Source organism: Serratia sp. MF1(2023) (assembly GCF_030954545.1).
Lineage (GTDB): Bacteria > Pseudomonadota > Gammaproteobacteria > Enterobacterales > Enterobacteriaceae > Serratia > Serratia sarumanii.
In genome coordinates, this window is the sequence record NZ_JAVHUX010000019.1 from 62603 (window position 1) to 80891 (window position 18289).

The window sequence follows — 18289 nt, forward strand, 5'->3', positions numbered from 1 at the left end:
CGGCAACGCCCCGCGGCGCTGTAACGCTGACGGGCCACCGGGGAGTGCGGTACGGTGATGCAGGATAGAGAACAAATTCATAGGGATAGCATGCACGCCTTGCCGCCAGACGCCGCAAGCCGCCACGGGTGTCCCGTTGGCTTGCCGCGCGCCGCAGCGAAAAACCGCGCTCGCGGCGGATACCCCCGCAAAACAAACGGTTGAAGTGATAATCGTTATCACTAACATATAAGCAACCCAGATTGGCTGTGGCCAAACACGAGTGTGAGGTAGACCCTATGCAAACGGAAAATGTCGGCACTTTTTCTCTGGATGAAAATGTCTGGCAAGGCATTTCGCTCAGCGACAGCGCCGTACAACAAATAACCAAACTGATGCAGCAGGATCCGCAGGTGAAAGGGCTGCAGCTAGGGGTGAAACAATCCGGCTGCGCCGGCTTTGCCTATGTGCTGGATCTGACCCGCGAACCCGCCGATGACGATCTGCTGTTTGAGCGCGACGGCGCCAAACTCTATGTGCCGCTGAAGGCCATGCCGTTCATCGATGGCACCACGGTAGATTACGTCCGCGAAGGGCTGAATCAGATATTCAAATTTAACAACCCTAAAGCTCAGCATGCCTGCGGGTGCGGCGAGAGCTTTGGCGTTTGAGCGATGCAATCAACATGACACGAAGCAATGTAGAAATGCCTAATGAAGTGCAGGCTTGGGTCAGCGAAGGTCGCTACAAAGAAGGTTTCTTCACCCAGCTGGCAACCGATGAGTTGGCCAAAGGCATCAACGAAGAGGTGGTGCGCGCCATCTCGGCCAAGCGCAACGAACCCGAGTGGATGCTGGAATTCCGCCTCGAGGCCTACCGCGCCTGGCTGCAGATGGAAGAGCCGCACTGGTTGAAGGCCAATTACGATCGCCTGAACTACCAGGACTACAGTTACTATTCGGCGCCGTCCTGCGGCAGCTGCGACGACGCCTGCGGTTCGCAACCCGGCGCCGAGCAGCAACCGGGCGCGGCGACGGAAAAAGATTACCTGACCAGCGAAGTGGAGCTGGCGTTCAACCAGCTCGGCGTGCCGGTGCGCGAGGGCAGCGAGGTGGCGGTGGACGCCATCTTCGACTCGGTCTCTGTCGCTACCACTTACCGTGAAAAACTGGCGGAGAGCGGGGTGATTTTCTGCTCGTTCGGCGAAGCGATCCAGGAATACCCGGATCTGGTGCGTCAGTACCTGGGGCGCGTGGTGCCGTCCAACGATAACTTCTTCGCCGCGCTGAACGCCGCGGTGGCTTCCGACGGCACCTTCGTTTATGTGCCGAAGGGCGTACGCTGCCCGATGGAACTGTCGACCTACTTCCGCATCAACGCCGCCAAAACCGGCCAGTTCGAGCGCACCATCCTGATCGCCGACGAAGGTAGCTACGTCAGCTATATCGAGGGCTGTTCCGCCCCGGTGCGCGACAGCTATCAGCTGCACGCGGCGGTGGTGGAGGTGATCCTGCATAAAGACGCCGAAGTGAAATACTCGACGGTGCAGAACTGGTTCTCCGGCGGCGAGAGCAAGGGCGGTATCCTCAACTTCGTCACCAAGCGCGCGCTGTGCGAAGGCGCCGGCTCGAAAATGTCCTGGACCCAGTCGGAAACCGGCTCGGCCATCACCTGGAAATACCCGAGCGTGATTTTGCAGGGCGACAATTCGATCGGCGAATTCTTCTCGGTGGCGCTGACCAGCGGCCATCAGCAGGCCGATACCGGCACCAAGATGATCCACATCGGCAAAAACACCAAGTCGACCATCATCGCCAAAGGCATCTCCGCTGGCCACAGCGAGAACACCTATCGCGGCCTGGTGAAAATCCTGCCGGGGGCGGAAAACGCCCGTAACTTTACCCAGTGCGACTCGATGCTGATCGGGCCGGACAGCGGTGCCCACACGTTCCCTTACGTTGAAGCGCGCAACAACAGCGCTCAGCTGGAGCACGAAGCCACCACCTCGAAGATCGGCGACGACCAGCTGTTCTACTGTCTGCAGCGCGGCATCAGCGAGGATGACGCCATTTCGATGATCGTCAACGGCTTCTGCAAGGACGTTTTCTCCGAGCTGCCGCTGGAGTTCGCCGTCGAGGCGCAGAAACTTCTGGCCATCAGCCTGGAACACAGCGTGGGTTAATCGCCGCATTTTTAGCGCCGCCGGCGCTATCTGAGGACACAGCATGTTAAGCATCAAGAATTTGAAAGTCAGCGTGGAAGGCAACGAGATCCTCAAGGGATTGGATCTGGAGATCAAACCGGGCGAAGTGCACGCCATCATGGGGCCGAACGGCTCGGGCAAGAGCACGCTGTCCGCCACGCTGGCCGGGCGTGAAGAGTACGAAGTGACCGAAGGGGAAGTCACTTTCAAAGGCAAGGATCTGCTGGAGCTGGATCCGGAAGATCGCGCCGGCGAAGGCGTGTTCCTGGCCTTCCAGTACCCGGTGGAGATCCCCGGTGTCAGCAACCACTTCTTCCTGCAGACGTCGGTCAACGCGGTGCGCAAATACCGCGAGCAGGAGCCGCTGGATCGCTTTGACTTCGCCGATTTCATCGAAGAGAAAATCGCGCTGCTGGATATGCCGGCCGATCTGCTGACCCGTTCGGTCAACGTCGGCTTCTCCGGCGGCGAGAAAAAGCGCAACGACATTCTGCAGATGGCGGCGCTGGAGCCGGATCTGTGCATTCTCGATGAAACCGACTCGGGCCTGGACATCGACGCGCTGAAGATCGTCGCCAACGGCGTCAACTCGCTGCGGGACGGCAAGCGCGCGTTTATCATCGTCACCCACTATCAGCGCATTCTGGACTACATCCAGCCGGATTACGTACACGTGCTGTCCCAGGGGCGCATCGTCAAATCCGGCGATTTCTCGCTGGTGAAACAGTTGGAGGAGCAGGGCTATGGCTGGCTTACCGACCAACAGTAATTCAAACGCGCTGCAGCAGCTGTATCGCCTGTTCGAAGGCCGCGGCGGCGAGCGTTCGCCGCATGCGCTGGCGCACTGGCAGCAGGCGCTGCGCCTCGGCTGGCCAACGCGCAAGCATGAAAACTGGAAATACACGCCGCTGGAGAGCCTGCTGGAGCAGCAGTTCCTCGAACCGCAGCCCGCGCCGGTGAGCGCTGAGCAGCTGGAGGCGCTGGCGCTCGGCATCGATGCCTGTCGGCTGGTGTTTATCGACGGCCGCTACAGCGCCGCGCTGAGCGATGGCGATTTGGGCGACTACCAGTTTGAATTGACCGCCTACGGCACGCCGCAGGCGCTGCCGGAGCCGATCCAGCCGGAAATTTTCCTGCACCTGACCGAAAGCCTGGCGCAGGAAACCAGCCTGATTCGCTTGCCGGCCGGCAAGGTCCCAGCCCGCCCGCTGTACCTGCTGCACATCAGCAGCGGACGCGGCGCCACCGGGGAAGTGAACACCGTGCATCATCGTCACCATCTGGAGATCGGGCGCGGGGCCGAGGCGGAAGTGATTGAACACTACGTCAGCCTGGGCGAGGCCGCGCACTTCACCGGCGCGCGCCTGACCGCCAACGTGGCGGACAACGCCGGGCTGTTGCACTGCAAGCTGGCGTTTGAGAGCCAGCCGAGCTATCACTTTGCCCACAACGATCTGGTCATCGGTCGCGACGCGCGGGTGAAAAGCGACAGCTTCCTGCTGGGCGCCGGCCTGACGCGCCACAACACCAGCGCGCAGCTGAACGGCGAAGGCGCAAATCTGGTGATCAACAGCCTGGTGCTGCCGGTAGGCAAAGAGATCTGCGATACCCGCACCTATCTGGAGCACAACAAGGGCTATTGCGAAAGCCGCCAGCTGCATAAAACCGTGGTCAGCGATCGCGGCAAGGCGGTGTTCAACGGCATGATCAAAGTGGCCAAGCACGCGATTAAAACCGACGGCCAGATGACTAACCATAACCTGCTGTTGGGCAAGGTGGCGGAGGTGGATACCAAGCCGCAGCTGGAGATCTACGCCGACGACGTCAAATGCAGCCACGGCGCCACCGTGGGGCGCATCGATGAAGAGCAGCTGTTCTATCTGCAGTCGCGCGGCATCGACAAACACGCGGCGCAGCAGATGATCATTTTCGCCTTCGCCGCCGAGCTCACCGAAGGCATCGCCAATGACACCATCCGGGAACGGGTGCTGGCGCGTATCGCCCAGCGCCTGCCGGGGGAGGCTGAATGAGTTATCCGATTGAACGCGTGCGCGGCGATTTCCCGCTGCTGGCGCGTGAGGTGAATGGCCAACCGCTGGCCTATCTCGACAGCGCCGCCAGCGCGCAGAAACCGCAGGTGGTGATCGACCGCGAGCTGGAGTTCTACCGCCACGGTTATGCGGCGGTGCATCGCGGCATCCACACCCTGAGCGCCGAGGCGACCCAGCAGATGGAAGCGGTGCGGGAACAGGCGGCGCGCTTTATCAACGCCGCCTCGGCGGAAGAGATGGTGTTCGTCAAGGGCACCACCGAAGGCATCAATTTGGTGGCCAACAGCTTTGGCCGCCACCTGCTGCAGCCGGGCGATGCGATTCTCATCACCGAGATGGAGCACCACGCCAATATCGTGCCGTGGCAGATGCTGGCGCAGGAGCGCGGGCTGCAGCTGCGGGTGTGGCCGCTGCAGCCGGACGGTACGCTGGATCTGGCGCTGCTGCCGGAGCTGGTCGACTCGTCCTGCAAACTGCTGGCGCTGACCGAGGTCTCCAACGTGCTGGGCACCGTCAACCCGGTGCGCGACATCATCGCCCGCGCCAGAGCCCTGGCGCCGGAGCTGACGGTGCTGGTGGACGGCGCGCAGGCGGTGATGCACCAGCGCGTCGATGTTCAGGCGCTGGACTGCGATTTTTACGTATTTTCCGGCCATAAGCTGTACGGCCCTTCCGGCATCGGCATGCTGTACGGCCGCCAGGCGTTGTTACAGCAGATGCCGCCGTGGGAAGGGGGCGGCTCGATGATCCGCCAGGTCAGCCTGACGGCGGGCACCACCTTCGCCGATCCGCCGTGGCGCTTTGAAGCCGGTTCGCCGAACACCGCCGGCATCATGGGGCTGGGGGCGGCGTTCGATTACGTTGAAGCCCTGGGCCTGAATGCGATCCACGATTATGAACAGTCGCTGATGCACTACGCGCTGGAGGCGCTCAGGCAGGTGCCGACGCTGAAAGTTTATGGTCCGGCCCATCGCGCCGGGGTGATCGCCTTCAACCTGGGGGAGCACCATGCCTATGATGTCGGCAGCTTCCTCGACCAGTACGGCATCGCCATTCGCACCGGCCATCACTGCGCAATGCCGCTGATGGCGTTTTATCAGGTGCCGAGCATGTGCCGCGCTTCGCTGGCGTTATATAATACCCGCGAAGAGGTGGACCGGCTGGTGGCCGGGCTGCAACGCATTCATCAGCTATTAGGCTAGGCCGGGGCGCATCCCCGGCGGTACAAAAGGATCCCCATGGCGAATTTGCCGGACAAAGATAAATTGGTGCGTAATTTCTCCCGCTGTTTGAACTGGGAGGAGAAATACCTGTACGTGATTGAACTCGGCGCCAAATTGCCGCCGCTGGACGAGGCCGAGCGGCAGGCCGGCAACCTGATCTCCGGCTGTCAGAGCCAGGTATGGATCGTGATGCGCCGTGATGAGCAGGGGCAGGTCGAGTTTCACGGCGACAGCGACGCGGCGATCGTCAAAGGGCTGCTGGCGGTGGTGTTTATTCTTTATCGTCAATTGACGCCACAGCAGATCGTCGATCTCGATGTGCGGCCGTTTTTCAGCGAGTTGGCGCTCAGCCAACATCTGACGCCTTCGCGTTCACAGGGGTTGGAGGCGATGATCCGCGCCATTCGCAGCAAAGCGGCGCAGCTGGCCTGACCCATAACGCCCGTATCCTCAAGGCTCATTGATACCTTCGCTTTGTCAATGAGTCTTTACAATCCGCAGTTTTCCCCTGGGCAATGCTCCCAATTCAGTGATATTTCAGCAGCTTACCTATTGACGTTTCGTTGACAATCAGCGGCGGCGATTACGTTATAACGTGTTGATTTTTAGAGGACTTATTGCCTTTGATACCAGCGTTGCTAGTATTAATCAGGTATTGTCTGATTTACCCACCGCCAGGCGCTCGTTAGCCTTGGGGGCGAACCGTCATAAAAAAATATAGGGATGATAATGAAACGTGCGTTGAGTTTAATGGGCATGGTCTTCGCCACCGTATTGGCCGGCACTCAGGCCGCCAGTGCGACCGAGTACCCGCTGCCGCCGCCGGACAGCCGTCTGATCGGTGAAAACACCACTTATACCGTGCCAAACGACGGCCGTCCGCTGGAGGCGATCGCCGCCGACTACAAGATCGGCCTGCTGGGCATGCTGGAAGCCAACTCCGGCACTGACCCGTTCCTGCCCAAGCCGGGTACGGTGCTGACCATTCCGACCCAAATGCTGCTGCCTGACACCAAGCGTGAAGGGATCATCGTCAACCTGGCCGAGCTGCGTCTTTACTACTACCCGAAAGGCGAGAACAAAGTGATCGTCTATCCGATCGGTATCGGCCAGACCGGGATGCACACGCCGCTGGAGGTGACCTCCGTCAGCCAGAAGATCCCTAACCCGACCTGGACGCCAACCGCCAATATCCGCAAACGCTATCAGTCCCAGGGCGTGACGCTGCCAGCGGTGGTGCCGGCCGGCCCTGAGAACCCGATGGGGTTGTTCGCCCTGCGTCTGGCGATGGGGCGCGGTGAATACCTGATCCACGGCACCAACGCCAACTTCGGTATCGGCATGCGCGTCAGCTCCGGCTGCATTCGTCTGCGTCCGACGGATATCGAAGCGCTGTTCAATCAGGTGCCGCGCGGTACGCGGGTGCAGGTGATCAACGATCCGGTGAAGATTTCGGTTGAGCCGGACGGCAAACGCTATGTGGAAGTGCATCAGCCGCTGTCGCGGGTAGAAAGCGACGATCCGCAGACCATGCCGATTGCGTTGTCAAAAGCGGAGAAAGCCTTCGCTGCGGATGCTCAGACCGATCGCGCCGTGTTCGATAGCGCGGTTGTACGCCGTTCTGGCATGCCGGTGCTGGTCAACGTAGGGGAGAGCCCGTCGGCGGTGAGTTTGACGCCTGCAGCGACGCCTGAGGCGAATAAGAGCCCATTCAAGGCAGCGCCAATCAGTTCCGTGAACTAAGTTTGCAGGATTGTGTGGTCGAAGAGGGGTTCAGCGTGCTGAGCCTCTTTTTTTGCCTGCGGTGCAGGAAAAACCAGTCCAAGGGACAGGCAAAAAAAAACGGCGCACAATGTGCGCCGTTTTCAATAACCAAAGCTATCTTACTTTTTGTAAGCGTGAGCTTGGTTGTCCAGACGCTGGTTAGCGCGTGCTGCGTCGTCTTTAGCAGCTTGAACGTCAGAACGCATTGCGTTCACGTCGTTGCTCAGCTGATCAACTTTAGCGTTCAGAGTCTGAACGTCAGAAGACAGTTGATCGATTTTAGCGTTGCTAGAGCAGCCAGCCAGCAGAGTGGAACCCAGGATTACCGCGCCCAGTACCAGTTTAGTACGATTCATTATAACACCCTCTAGATTGAGTTAATCTCCATGTAGCGTTACAAGTATTACACAAACTTTTTTCGAAAGAGAATAATTTTTTAGTGTTGAGGTGCTTTATTTTGATCGTTCGCTCAAACTTGCATCTGGTTTTACAAATTAGTTAAAAAAACGAGGGAAAACAGCCGGCTTCCATGGGACTACTCCGATTCTTTATTAGCTAAATAATGAGCGGATCGCGGTTGCGTTTTGAGAAAAATAGTTTACTGCCGATAAAAAAAACGCCGCAAAGCGGCGTTTTGATCAAGGCAATTATGTCACGTTTTATATTACAGCACGTGTACCGAGGCAGTGTTGGTGGTGCCGCTCGGCACCAGCGCGCCGGAAACCATCACCACGACGTCGCCTTTCTGTGCCAGGCCGCTGGCCAGGGCGGCTTCTTTACCGATGCGGTAGAAGTCGTCGGTAGAGGCGATTTCCTTGACCATCTGCGGGATGACACCCTTGCTCAGCACCAGCTGGTGCGCGGTGGTTTCATTGGTGGTCAGCGCCAGGATCACCGCGTTCGGGAAGTATTTACGCACGGATTTCGCTGACTTGCCGCCGCTGGTGGCGACCACGATCAGCGGCGCGTCCAGTTTCTCGGCGGTTTCAACCGCACCGCGGCACACCGCTTCGGTGATGCGCAGCTTGCGGCGATCGTTCAGGGCGTCGATGCGGCTTGGCATCACGCGATCGGTACGCTCGCAGATGGTCGCCATGATGTTGACCGCTTCCAGCGGGTATTTGCCCTTGGCGCTCTCGCCGGACAGCATGACGGCATCGGTGCCGTCCAGGATGGCGTTGGCAACGTCGCCGGCTTCCGCGCGGGTAGGGCGCGGGTTCTTGATCATGGAGTCGAGCATCTGGGTGGCGGTGATCACCACTTTACGCGCGCGGTTGCATTTCTCGATCATCATCTTCTGGGCGAAGATCACTTCTTCGACCGGGATCTCCACGCCCAAGTCGCCACGGGCAACCATGATGCCGTCGGACGCTTCGAGGATCTCGTCGAAGTTGTTCAGGCCTTCCTGGTTTTCGATCTTGGAGATGATCTGGATTTGCTCGCCGCCGTGGGCTTTCAGGTGTTCGCGGATCTCCAGCACGTCTGAGCGTTTACGGATGAAGGACGCCGCCACGAAGTCGACGCCTTGCTCGCAGCCGAAGATCAGGTCGCGTTTGTCTTTTTCGGCCAGCGCAGGCAGCTGGATGGATACGCCCGGCAGGTTGACGCCCTTGTTCTCGCCCAGGTCGCCGTTGTTCAGCACTTTACAAACGACTTCGTTCTCGGTCACGTTGGTGACTTCCATGCCGATCAGGCCGTCGTCAACCAGCACGGTATTGCCGATTTTCAGGTCGGCAGCGAAGCCGGCGTAGGTGACCGCCACGCGTTCGCTGTTGCCGATCACGCTCTGGTCAGTGGTGAAAGTGAAGGTTTGGCCGGCGACCAGCGAGGCGTCTTTGCCGCCTTCCAGTTTCATGGTGCGAATTTCCGGGCCTTTGGTATCCAGCAGGATGCCGGCGTTGATGCCGGTTTTCGCCATCACGGCGCGCATGTTCTTGATGCGGTTGCCGTGCTCTTCATAGTCGCCGTGAGAGAAGTTGAGACGCATCACGTTCATGCCCGCATTGAGCAGGTTGGTCAGCATTTCTTCCGATTCGGTTTTTGGACCGATGGTACAAACAATTTTGGTCTTTTTCATGGCGGAGTTTTCTACAAGTTGTGATGGATAAAAAAACGAATTTGACCGGCGCGGTTTACGCCGGTAGGGAATTTGGGCCGTGCCTGGTGGTGAAAAACATAGTTAAGGATAGGTGACGACAGTTGAAGTGGGGCGGAAAAATTCAGCCCGCGCGGGGGCGCGGGGATGCTGCGCAACGGGGTAAGATCACATCGTGTTGTTATTGCGTTTTCGCAGATCAAGGGCTGAAACCATTCAACTGATAGACGTTGCGCATTATAAAGGCTAAGCGGCGGGAAACAAAATAAAAAACCGCGGCGGTGCGGCGGATATAGCAAAACGGGGCCAAATGTGGCGCAAATGCAACGCGTTGTGGGCCGCTTGTTGCGCAAATAACCTTTCTGTAAATATGGCTTACCGCGTTAGGGGGATTTCCAGCAGCACGCCGGCGCTCAGGCAGAAGCAGCCGCTGGCGACGTTGGCCGGCAATATCAGGCTCTCGCCGGCCCGCACCACTCGCGTATCGCCGCCGAGAGTGAACTCGAATTCACCGGATATCACTCGGGTTTGCAGCGCGTGCGGGGGCTTTTGCAACTGGCCGAAGGCGCCGGCCTCGAAACGCACTTCCGCCGCCGGCGAACCGTCGCTCATCACGCCTTCACGGCGGGCAAGGCCATTGTCGAGCGGTAAAAAGGCGGTTTTGGCGGTAAAAGTGGTCATGTGGCGTTCCTGATGACGGTAGCACGGCGCGATCGACATAACGAGCAGGCGGTCGGGCAGAGACGAAATAACGGGAAGTATAACGCGACAGGGGGAGGTGAATCAGCAATATGGTGCGTCCGAGTGGACTCGAACCACCGACCCCCACCATGTCAAGGTGGTGCTCTAACCAACTGAGCTACGGACGCATCTTTTCCTGTCTGTCATGGCTGACAGCGGGGACGAATATTAACGAGCTACCCGCGTGCTGGCAAGGGGAAAAGCGCAATTTTATTTGGTATTTCACGCGATTGCTGAGGTTGTGCGCAGTCCGGCGTTTTTTTCCGCAAACCGCAGCCCGGCCGGGGATGAAACCGGCCGGGCTGCGGATTCAGCGCGTGGATCGCTGCAGGATGACGGTGGTCGGCTGTTTCTGCAGCCAGCGCATGCGCAGCGCCATCATGATGGCGGCGAAGGTCAGGCCGATGATAAAGCCGATCCAGAAACCGCTCGGCCCCATCGCCGACACCACCGCGTCGGTTAACGCCAGCAGATAGCCGCTCGGCAGGCCCAACACCCAATAAGCAATGAAGGTGATGAAGAAGATCGCGCGGGTATCTTTATAACCACGCAGCACGCCGCTGCCGATCACCTGGACAGAATCCGATATCTGGTACAGCGCCGCCAGCAGCATCAGCTGCGAGGCCATCGCCACCACCGCCGGGCTGTCGTTGTACAGTAGGGCGATCGGTTCGCGGAAGGCGGCGGTAAACAGCGCGGTGCAGACGGCCATGGTGATGCCGACGCCGATGGCGGAGTAAGCAGCGACGCGCGCGCCTTCGACCGAGCCTTCCCCCAGACGATAACCGACGCGGATGGTGGCGCCGACGCCCAGCGACAGCGGCAGTACGAACATCAGCGCGCTGAAGTTAAGCGCGATCTGGTGGCCGGCGACCGCGACGATCCCCAGTGGCGACACCAGCAGCGCCACCACGGCGAACAGCGTGACTTCGAAGAACAGCGCCAGCGCTACCGGCATGCCGATGCCGATCAGGCGCTTCAGCGCCGCCCAGTCTGGGCCGCCGAGATCGCCGGTTTGGCGTTTGATGTCACGCTGCGACGGCGCGCGCTTCACGTAGCCGCGCATCATCAGGAACATGATCCAGTAGACGCTGCCGGTGGCGACGCCGCAGCCGACGCCGCCCAGCTCCGGCATGCCGAATTTGCCGTAGATGAAGATGTAGTTGATCGGGATATTCACCAGCAGGCCGAGGAAGCCGATCACCATGCCGGGCTTGGTTTTGGACAGCCCCTCGCACTGGTTGCGCATCACCTGGAAGAACAGGTAACCCGGCGCCCCCCACATGATGGCGTGCAGATAACCGACGGCTTTATCCGCCAGCTGCGGATCGATGTTGTGCATCATGTCGATGACGAACTTGCAGTTATACAGCACGACGATCAGCAGCACGGACACGCCGGAAGCCAGCCAAAAACCCTGGCGCACCTGGTGAGCGATGCGATCGCGACGCCCGGCGCCGTTGAGCTGGGCGATAACCGGGGTCAGCGCCAGCAGCAGGCCGTGGCCGAACAGGATGGCCGGCAGCCAGATTGAAGTGCCGACCGCAACCGCCGCCATGTCGGTGGCGCTGTAAGCGCCGGCCATGATGGTATCCACCACGCCCATGGCGGTTTGCGATATTTGCGCGATGATGACCGGGATAGCGAGAGCCAATAAACTACGCGCTTCAATTAAGTACTTCTGCACGCATACACCTTTTCTATTTATATATGTGGGAGGGAGGGCTGCCGCGAGAGGACAACAATTAAAATAGCGGAATTTTGTCAAAAAGATTGTACCTGCTCGGCGTCGTTAAGCAAACGCCGCAGATAAATAGTTATTAAATGCGCAGCCATTCGTTTTTTGCCGTCGCGGATTTGGTTTTCAGCGCCAACTGGGGCAAACTGCCGATAGCGTTTTAACCTATTTAGTAAAAGAGGCACATATGTTCACCGGTATCGTACAAGGCACCGCGCCGCTGGTCGCCATTGATGAGAAACCCAATTTCCGCACCCACGTGATCGAAATGCCTGCCGAGCTGCTGCCGGGGCTGGAGCTGGGCGCGTCGGTGGCCCATAACGGCTGCTGCCTGACCGTCACCGCGGTGGAAGGCAACCGCGTCAGCTTCGATTTGATTAAGGAAACGCTGCGCCTGACCAACCTCGGCGATCTGGCGCTGGGCGACATCGTCAATATCGAGCGCGCGGCGAAGTTCAATGACGAAATTGGCGGCCATTTGATGTCCGGCCATATTATCTGCACGGCGGAAGTGGCCAAGATTTATACCTCGGAAAATAACCGGCAGGTATGGCTGCGCATGCCGAATGCCGAATTGATGAAATATGTGCTGCACAAAGGCTTCATCGGCATCGACGGCATTAGCCTGACCATCGGCGAAGTGGTGAATAACCGTTTCTGCGTGCACCTGATCCCGGAAACACTGGATCGCACCACGCTGGGTAAGAAACGCCTGGGTGACAAGGTGAACATCGAGATCGATCCGCAAACGCAGGCGGTGGTGGACACCGTCGAGCGCGTGCTGGCCAATCGGGAAGCGGCGCTGGCGGCGGCGATGGCGCCGGCGCACAAAGACTGACAGCGATTCGGGCGTTGCCGCCGGAATCGAATCATAAGCAGAGAGGAGAAACGCGTGAAGTTTTATGGGAAAACGTTGATGTTAACCGCGTTGCTGGCGCTGAGCGCCTGCAGCAGTTCGCCTGAGCAGGGCGCGGGCGCGCAAATGGCCGATGCGGATGATACCTGCGGCGCTTCGCAGTATCAAAACTTCGTCGGCAAACCGATGACCTCGCTGGAAGGCGTGCGGATCGACGCCAAGGTGCGCGCCATTCCGTACAACTCTGCCGTCACCATGGATTTCAACCTGCGCCGCCTGAACTTCCTTGGCGACAGCGACGATAAAATCATCCGCGTCTACTGCGGCTAAGCCGTACGCGTCGAACGAGCAAAAAAAGGCCCCGGCGATATTGCTGCCGGGGCCTTTTTTGTCGGGCAAGCGCTTAGCGGGCGACGCGGATGCCGCCTTCAACGCCTTTCGGGCTGAACACCACCTGCCACAGCTGCAGATCGCGCGCCCGGAACGCGCCGGCGCAGGCGTTCAGGTAATAGCTGAACATCCGCTCGAAGCGTTCGGAATAGCGCGGGGCAAGCTGCGGCCACGCTTGTTTGAAGCGCTCGAACCAGGCCATCAGCGTGCGATCGTAGTCGGCGCCGATGTTGTGCCAGTCTTCCATCACGAAATGGCCCTCGCTGGCTTCGGCGATATGGCTCACTGAAGGCAGGCAGCCGTTCGGGAAAATGTACTTGTTGATCCACGGATCGACGTTCATGTCGGTTTTGTTGGAGCCGATGGTGTGCAGCAGGAACAGACCGTGCGGTGCCAGATTGCGTTCTACCACATTGAAATAGGTGCGGTAGTTTTTCGGCCCGACGTGCTCGAACATGCCGACCGAGACGATGCGATCGAACTGCTGATGCAGATCGCGGTAATCCTGCAGCAGGATCTGCACATCCAGCCCGGCGCAGCGCGCCTGAGCCAGCTTCTGTTGTTCTGCGGAGATGGTCACGCCGACCACCGATACGCCGTAATTTTTCGCCGCATAGGCGGAGAGGCCGCCCCAGCCGCAGCCGATGTCCAGCAAGCGCATGCCCGGTTGCAGCTGCAGTTTCTCGCAGATCATCCGCAGCTTGGCTTCCTGTGCCTCCTCCAGCGTGGTGGCGTCTTTCCAGTAGCCGCAGGAATATTGCATGTAAGGATCGAGCATCAGGGTAAACAGATCGTTGCCGAGATCGTAATGTTCTTTGCCGACGATCCAGGCGCGCTTTTTCGATTGCAGATTGGTCAGGCGCGCGGCGGCGATACGCAGGGTATCTTTCAGGTGGTGGGGGAGTTTCTTCTCCAGCCCGGCGCTGACCACGCGCTGGAAGAACATATCCAGCCGCTCGCATTCCCACCAGCCGTCCATATAGCTTTCGCCCAGGCCCAGCGACCCTTGCTGCAAGACGCGTTTAAAGAAATCGGGGTTTTTAACCTGAATATCGAAGGGGCGCGAACCGTTGATTTCAATGCCGGCCAGGCCGAGCATTTCGTGCGCGATACGGTACCACTGATTGTCCTGGATGCTCAGATCTTCTATACACGATGAACTCATAGCTTCTCCATCACCTTCTTCTGACTGATGACCCGTTAGGAAACAGCTTAGACAATTTCTGCGGGTGCATACGTTTACCGGCGGAAAATAGGCCCGCGGCGTCTGATATCCGACTATGAACAGAGGAAATTTAAAGAAGCGACCCGGCGCGAACGGCGCGGGATAAACGCATCCTTAAAAAAAGAGTGTGACGCAAAGCGCGTACACAAGCGCTAATTGAGATATAGAGATTATAAGGTGTTACTTTACAAGGTTGTTTTTGAGTATAGGCGTGCCGAGGCGTTGACTCAACTGTAAATCGCACTCGGCACGCATATTCTTTAAGTGATTATTAAACTTGGCAATTATGACGCTGAGTTAGCATGTTCCCGCTGCGGCTTTTGCTGCGCATCGGCCGCTTTTCCCCGCTGCAGGAAATACCCCAGCGCGGCCAGGATTACCGTAGACACCATCACCGTCACCGTCGCCAACAGCGGCTGGGCAATAAATGCCGACACCAGCATGCTCGCCACAAAGCACAGCCCCAACTGCAGCGTATTTTGCAGCGCGGCGGCCTTGCCGCTGCTTTCCGGGAACGGCATCAGCGCATTCGCCACCATGATCGGGTAGCCGGCGCCGTTGACCAGCGCCATCACGCAGAATGGGATCAGCAGCGTGGTGAGCGTCGGATCGGTCAGGGTGGCCACCAGATACAGCGCCACCATGCTGACACCATAAGCTACCAGCAGCCAAGGCAGCAGGGTTTTGCCGTTGATGCGCTTAAGCGCGGCGCGGCAGCCGTAGCCACCCAGCAGGAAGGCCAGCGTTTGCGGCACATAGCTCAGGCCGATATCGCTCGGGCTGTAGCCCATGTCACCGAGGATGAACGGCGAGCCGGTCAGCCAGGCGAAGAAGCCGGCCGAGCAGGCGGCGTACATGGCGACGTTGCCGCTGAACACCGGGGATCTCAACAGTTGCCAAAAGCTGACGCCGTTTTTTGGCGCATCGGCGCTGGGTTGCGTTTTGGCGCGCTCTTTGAGCAGCAGCGTCGGCAGCAGCAGCAGCGCGGTGATGGCCAACAGTGCGGCGAAGATCGCGCGCCAGCTGGCGTGGTTCAGCAACCAGGCGCCGAGCAGCGGTGCCAGCGCCGGCGACAGCGCTACCAGCGGCATAATGGTGGCGAACACGCGGTTGGCCTGGCCTTCGCGGTAACGGTCAACCACCAGCGCTTGCCAGATGGCGGCGGCGGCGCAGACGCCGACGGCCTGAATAAAGCGCAGGATCCAGAGCTGCACGGCGTTTTCCACCCACAGCATGCCCAGGCAGCCGAGGGCGAACAGCGTCAGCCCGATCAATAATACCGGTTTGCGGCCCAGACGGTCGGAGAGCGGCCCCCACAACAGCTGCGCGAAGGCGAAGCCGGCCAGGAAGATGCTTAGGCTGGCGCTCACCGCGCCGGCGGAAATTTGCAGTTCCTCCCGCATGGCGCCGAAGGCGGGCAGGTACATATCGGTCGCCAGATAACCCAGCATGCTCAGGCCGGCGAGGTAGAACATAAAGCCAAAGGAATTTCGCATGGTATTTCTCGTTAATATTTTAATGTCGCAGGTTTTTAGCGCCGGCCAGTGTATCCGGCTGGATCTCTGCTTGTGAAACGGTAATATTTGCAAAGTGCTGTTAAAAAAATTGAAGGCAAGGCGATGTGGTCTGAATATTCTCTTGAAGTGGTCGATGCGGTGGCGCGCACCGGCAGTTTCAGCGCGGCGGCGCAGGAGCTGCACCGGGTGCCGTCGGCGGTCAGCTATACCGTACGGCAGCTGGAGCAATGGCTGGCGGTGCCCTTGTTCGAGCGGCGTCATCGCGATGTGGAGTTGACGCCCGCCGGTGCGCTGTTTATCAAAGATGCGCGAGTTGTTATCAAAAAAATGCTCGACACCCGCCGCCACTGTCAGCAGGTGGCCAACGGGTGGCGCGGCCAGCTGAATATTGCGGTCGACATCATCGTCAAACCGCAGCGCAGCCGCCAACTGGTGCTGGATTTCTACCGTCATTTCCCCGACGTCGAATTGATGCTGCAACCCGAAGTGTTCAACGGCGTGTGGGATGCCTTGGTGGACGGCAGGGCGGACATGGCGATCGGCGCCACGCGCGCGGTGCCGGTCGGCGGCGGCTTCGCCTTCCGCGACATGGGTTATATGAACTGGCTGTGCGTGGTGAGCCCGCAACATCCTCTCGCGCAGTTGACGGGGCCGCTGAATGACGATCAGCTGCGGCCGTACCCTTCGCTTTGCCTGGAGGACACCTCGCGCAATCTGCCCAAGCGCGTCACCTGGACGCTGGATAACCAGCGGCGGCTGGTGGTGCCGGATTGGACTTCGGCGCTCGACTGTCTGTGCGCCGGGCTGTGCGTCGGCATGATGCCGGCGCATCGGGCGCTGCCGCGGGTGCAGCGCGGTGAGCTGACGGCGTTGCAGCTGCAGCAGCCGTTTCCCGCCAGCCCTTGCTGCCTGACCTGGCAGCAGGATAAACCGTCACCGGCGATGAGCTGGCTGCTGGCGTATCTGGGCGATGGGGAGACGCTGAATCAGGAGTGGCTGAGCGAGGTGGAACCGGAAGCCGCGCAGGCTTCCGGCGCGGGGGATTAGCGGCGGTAGTCGATGAATGGGCCGTCGGCGACCGAGCGGCGTTCGATCAGCTTCGGATGCACTTCGATCACCTGCGACTCTTCGCGTTTGCTGATAATGCGATCCAGCAGCATGGTGAAGGCCATTTCGCCCAGACGCTCTTTCGGCTGGTGAATGGTGGTCAGCGCCGGGGTGAAGTAGCGGGCGTTGCGCACGTTGTCGTAGCCGATCACGGAAATATCCTGTGGCACCCGCAGCCCCAGCTCGTCGGCCGCGCAGATGGCGCCCATCGCCATGATGTCGCCGCCGCAGAATACCGCGGTCGGCCGCTGTTTTTGCGACAGGATTTGGTGCATCGCCTTGTAGCCGGACTCCGGCTCGAAGTCACCCTGGACGATCCACTCTTCGCGAATGTCGATATGCGCTTCCTGCAGCGCCTTCATAAAGCCCTGATGACGGCCGCCGCCGGTGTTGCGCGACAGCTGGCCCGGAATGGCGCCGATATCGCGGTGGCCGCGCTCGATCAGGTAACGGCCGGCCAGATAGCCGCCTTCGAACGCGTTATCGATGATGGTGTCGGTGAAGTCGCCGCGCGCGGCGCCCCAGTCCATCACCACCATCGGGATGTTGCGGTAGTCTTCCAGCATGCCCAGCAGTTGATCCGGGTACTCGGAGCACATGACCAACAGGCCGTCGACGCGCTTTTGCGCCAGCATCGCCAGGTAGGCGCGTTGCTTGTCCAGATTGTTGTGCGAGTTGCACAGGATCAGGGTGTAGCCTTTGCTGTAGCAGCTGTTTTCCACCGCCTCGATCACTTCGGCAAAGTAGGGCGCTTCGCTCGAGGTGGCCAGCAGGCCGATCGACTTGGTGTGATTGACTTTCAGGCTGCGCGCCACGGCGCTCGGCGAGTAGTGCAGCTCTTTGATGGCGGCCCACACGGCCGCTTTGGTCTCTTCGGCGACGAAACGAGTCTTATTGATGACGTGCGAAACGGTGGTGGTGGAAACGCCCGCGCGTTTGGCCACATCTTTAATCGTTGCCATGTAAGGAATGACTCCTGAACTCACATGTTTACAGCATGTAAGTGTGATGTTAATCGTTTGCCTACGTAGATCCTTCTCCAGAGAAGCGAAAACTGAGTTTTTAGTGTGTTGAAGTCTTCAGCGCTTAATCAGGAGGGGCATGGATGCCGGTACGCAGTTGTGAACTGCGAATTTTGTCGCATATTGAACAAAAGTGGAAGAGGTAATCGAGATTATAAACCGGGAAATGATAACAAGATTTTATCGGCGAACTGTGGGAAAATGATTTGACGTACTAATTGTGCGCCTTTTATCCTTAGGAAAGCCCATTTTAAAGGAGTTGTCATGGATACCGAATTGAAGATGTCGCTGTTCACCACCGTCTGCGCCTTGGCGGTCATTATCGCTTTCAGCTTCGTTGCCGCGTTGAACTGATTTACCCCCGGTTATAAAAAAGGC

18 protein-coding genes and 1 tRNA gene are annotated in these 18289 nt (G+C 59.1%); 11 read left to right on the forward strand and 8 right to left on the reverse strand.

The window, feature by feature from the left end; all coding sequences use genetic code 11:
• Nucleotides 1-278: 278 nt before the first annotated feature.
• The 7 genes from sufA (at nt 279) to REA38_RS11180 (ending at nt 7199) form a co-directional block, all read left to right on the forward strand.
• A complete protein-coding gene (gene sufA / locus REA38_RS11150) occupies nt 279-650 on the forward strand; it encodes a Fe-S cluster assembly scaffold SufA (RefSeq protein WP_308885864.1) in 372 nt (123 codons plus the stop codon).
• A 14-nt stretch (nt 651-664) separates the two neighbouring features.
• Nucleotides 665-2161 carry a Fe-S cluster assembly protein SufB gene (sufB, locus tag REA38_RS11155; RefSeq protein ID WP_033638360.1) on the forward strand — a complete coding sequence of 499 codons (1497 nt, stop codon included), beginning with the start codon at nt 665-667 and terminating at the stop codon, nt 2159-2161.
• A gap of 43 nt (nt 2162-2204) precedes the next feature.
• Complete coding sequence (sufC, locus tag REA38_RS11160) at nt 2205-2951, forward strand: Fe-S cluster assembly ATPase SufC (RefSeq protein WP_016927936.1); 747 nt, start codon at nt 2205-2207, stop codon at nt 2949-2951.
• Nucleotides 2926-4212: a Fe-S cluster assembly protein SufD gene (gene sufD / locus REA38_RS11165; protein WP_308333242.1), complete on the forward strand. Its 1287-nt coding sequence runs from the start codon at nt 2926-2928 to the stop codon at nt 4210-4212. The genes sufC and sufD overlap by 26 nt, the downstream gene beginning before the upstream one ends.
• The gene (gene sufS / locus REA38_RS11170; RefSeq protein WP_060426223.1) at nt 4209-5435 is read left to right on the forward strand and encodes a cysteine desulfurase SufS; all 1227 of its coding nucleotides are present in this window, start codon (nt 4209-4211) and stop codon (nt 5433-5435) included. The genes sufD and sufS overlap by 4 nt, the downstream gene beginning before the upstream one ends.
• A gap of 36 nt (nt 5436-5471) precedes the next feature.
• On the forward strand, nt 5472-5888 hold the full coding sequence (gene sufE / locus REA38_RS11175) for a cysteine desulfuration protein SufE (RefSeq protein WP_033646295.1): 417 nt from the start codon (nt 5472-5474) through the stop codon (nt 5886-5888).
• A gap of 297 nt (nt 5889-6185) precedes the next feature.
• Complete coding sequence (locus REA38_RS11180; RefSeq protein WP_308885865.1) at nt 6186-7199, forward strand: L,D-transpeptidase family protein; 1014 nt, start codon at nt 6186-6188, stop codon at nt 7197-7199.
• 140 nt (nt 7200-7339) lie between these two features.
• On the opposite strand, the gene REA38_RS11185 is transcribed toward REA38_RS11180, so the two are convergent.
• The 5 genes from REA38_RS11185 to REA38_RS11205 form a co-directional block, all read right to left on the reverse strand.
• Nucleotides 7340-7576: a major outer membrane lipoprotein gene (locus tag REA38_RS11185; RefSeq protein WP_004931354.1), complete on the reverse strand. Its 237-nt coding sequence runs from the start codon at nt 7574-7576 to the stop codon at nt 7340-7342.
• 308 nt (nt 7577-7884) lie between these two features.
• The gene (pykF, locus tag REA38_RS11190; RefSeq protein WP_033638367.1) at nt 7885-9297 is read right to left on the reverse strand and encodes a pyruvate kinase PykF; all 1413 of its coding nucleotides are present in this window, start codon (nt 9295-9297) and stop codon (nt 7885-7887) included.
• Between the two features lie 393 nt (nt 9298-9690).
• Nucleotides 9691-9996: a cupin gene (locus tag REA38_RS11195; RefSeq protein WP_049196154.1), complete on the reverse strand. Its 306-nt coding sequence runs from the start codon at nt 9994-9996 to the stop codon at nt 9691-9693.
• Nucleotides 9997-10107: 111 nt separating this feature from the next.
• Nucleotides 10108-10184, reverse strand: a tRNA-Val gene (locus REA38_RS11200).
• A 182-nt stretch (nt 10185-10366) separates the two neighbouring features.
• Nucleotides 10367-11743, reverse strand: coding sequence for an MATE family efflux transporter (locus tag REA38_RS11205; RefSeq protein WP_308885866.1), 1377 nt, complete (start codon nt 11741-11743; stop codon nt 10367-10369).
• Between the two features lie 238 nt (nt 11744-11981).
• Between REA38_RS11205 and REA38_RS11210 the strand changes: the two genes are divergently transcribed.
• Nucleotides 11982-12632, forward strand: a complete 651-nt coding sequence (locus REA38_RS11210) for a riboflavin synthase (protein ID WP_033638371.1) — start codon at nt 11982-11984, stop codon at nt 12630-12632.
• A gap of 54 nt (nt 12633-12686) precedes the next feature.
• On the forward strand, nt 12687-12980 hold the full coding sequence (locus REA38_RS11215) for an I78 family peptidase inhibitor (protein WP_308885867.1): 294 nt from the start codon (nt 12687-12689) through the stop codon (nt 12978-12980).
• Nucleotides 12981-13053: 73 nt separating this feature from the next.
• On the opposite strand, the gene cfa is transcribed toward REA38_RS11215, so the two are convergent.
• Nucleotides 13054-14205, reverse strand: a complete 1152-nt coding sequence (gene cfa / locus REA38_RS11220) for a cyclopropane fatty acyl phospholipid synthase (protein WP_033638372.1) — start codon at nt 14203-14205, stop codon at nt 13054-13056.
• A gap of 344 nt (nt 14206-14549) precedes the next feature.
• Nucleotides 14550-15761 (reverse strand): purine nucleoside transporter PunC, encoded by a 1212-nt coding sequence (gene punC / locus REA38_RS11225; RefSeq protein ID WP_033638373.1) that lies wholly within the window; start codon nt 15759-15761, stop codon nt 14550-14552.
• A 123-nt stretch (nt 15762-15884) separates the two neighbouring features.
• On the opposite strand from punC, the gene punR reads away from it, so the two are divergent.
• Nucleotides 15885-16829, forward strand: coding sequence for a DNA-binding transcriptional activator PunR (gene punR, locus REA38_RS11230; RefSeq protein WP_047567756.1), 945 nt, complete (start codon nt 15885-15887; stop codon nt 16827-16829).
• Here the strand turns inward: punR and purR are convergent.
• Nucleotides 16826-17851, reverse strand: coding sequence for an HTH-type transcriptional repressor PurR (purR, locus tag REA38_RS11235; RefSeq protein WP_033638375.1), 1026 nt, complete (start codon nt 17849-17851; stop codon nt 16826-16828). The two genes, punR and purR, sit on opposite strands and share 4 nt — an antisense overlap.
• A gap of 324 nt (nt 17852-18175) precedes the next feature.
• Here purR and REA38_RS11240 point away from each other — a divergent pair, with 324 nt between their 5' ends.
• Nucleotides 18176-18265: a YnhF family membrane protein gene (locus REA38_RS11240; RefSeq protein WP_019455989.1), complete on the forward strand. Its 90-nt coding sequence runs from the start codon at nt 18176-18178 to the stop codon at nt 18263-18265.
• The last annotated feature ends 24 nt before the right edge of the window (nt 18266-18289 follow it).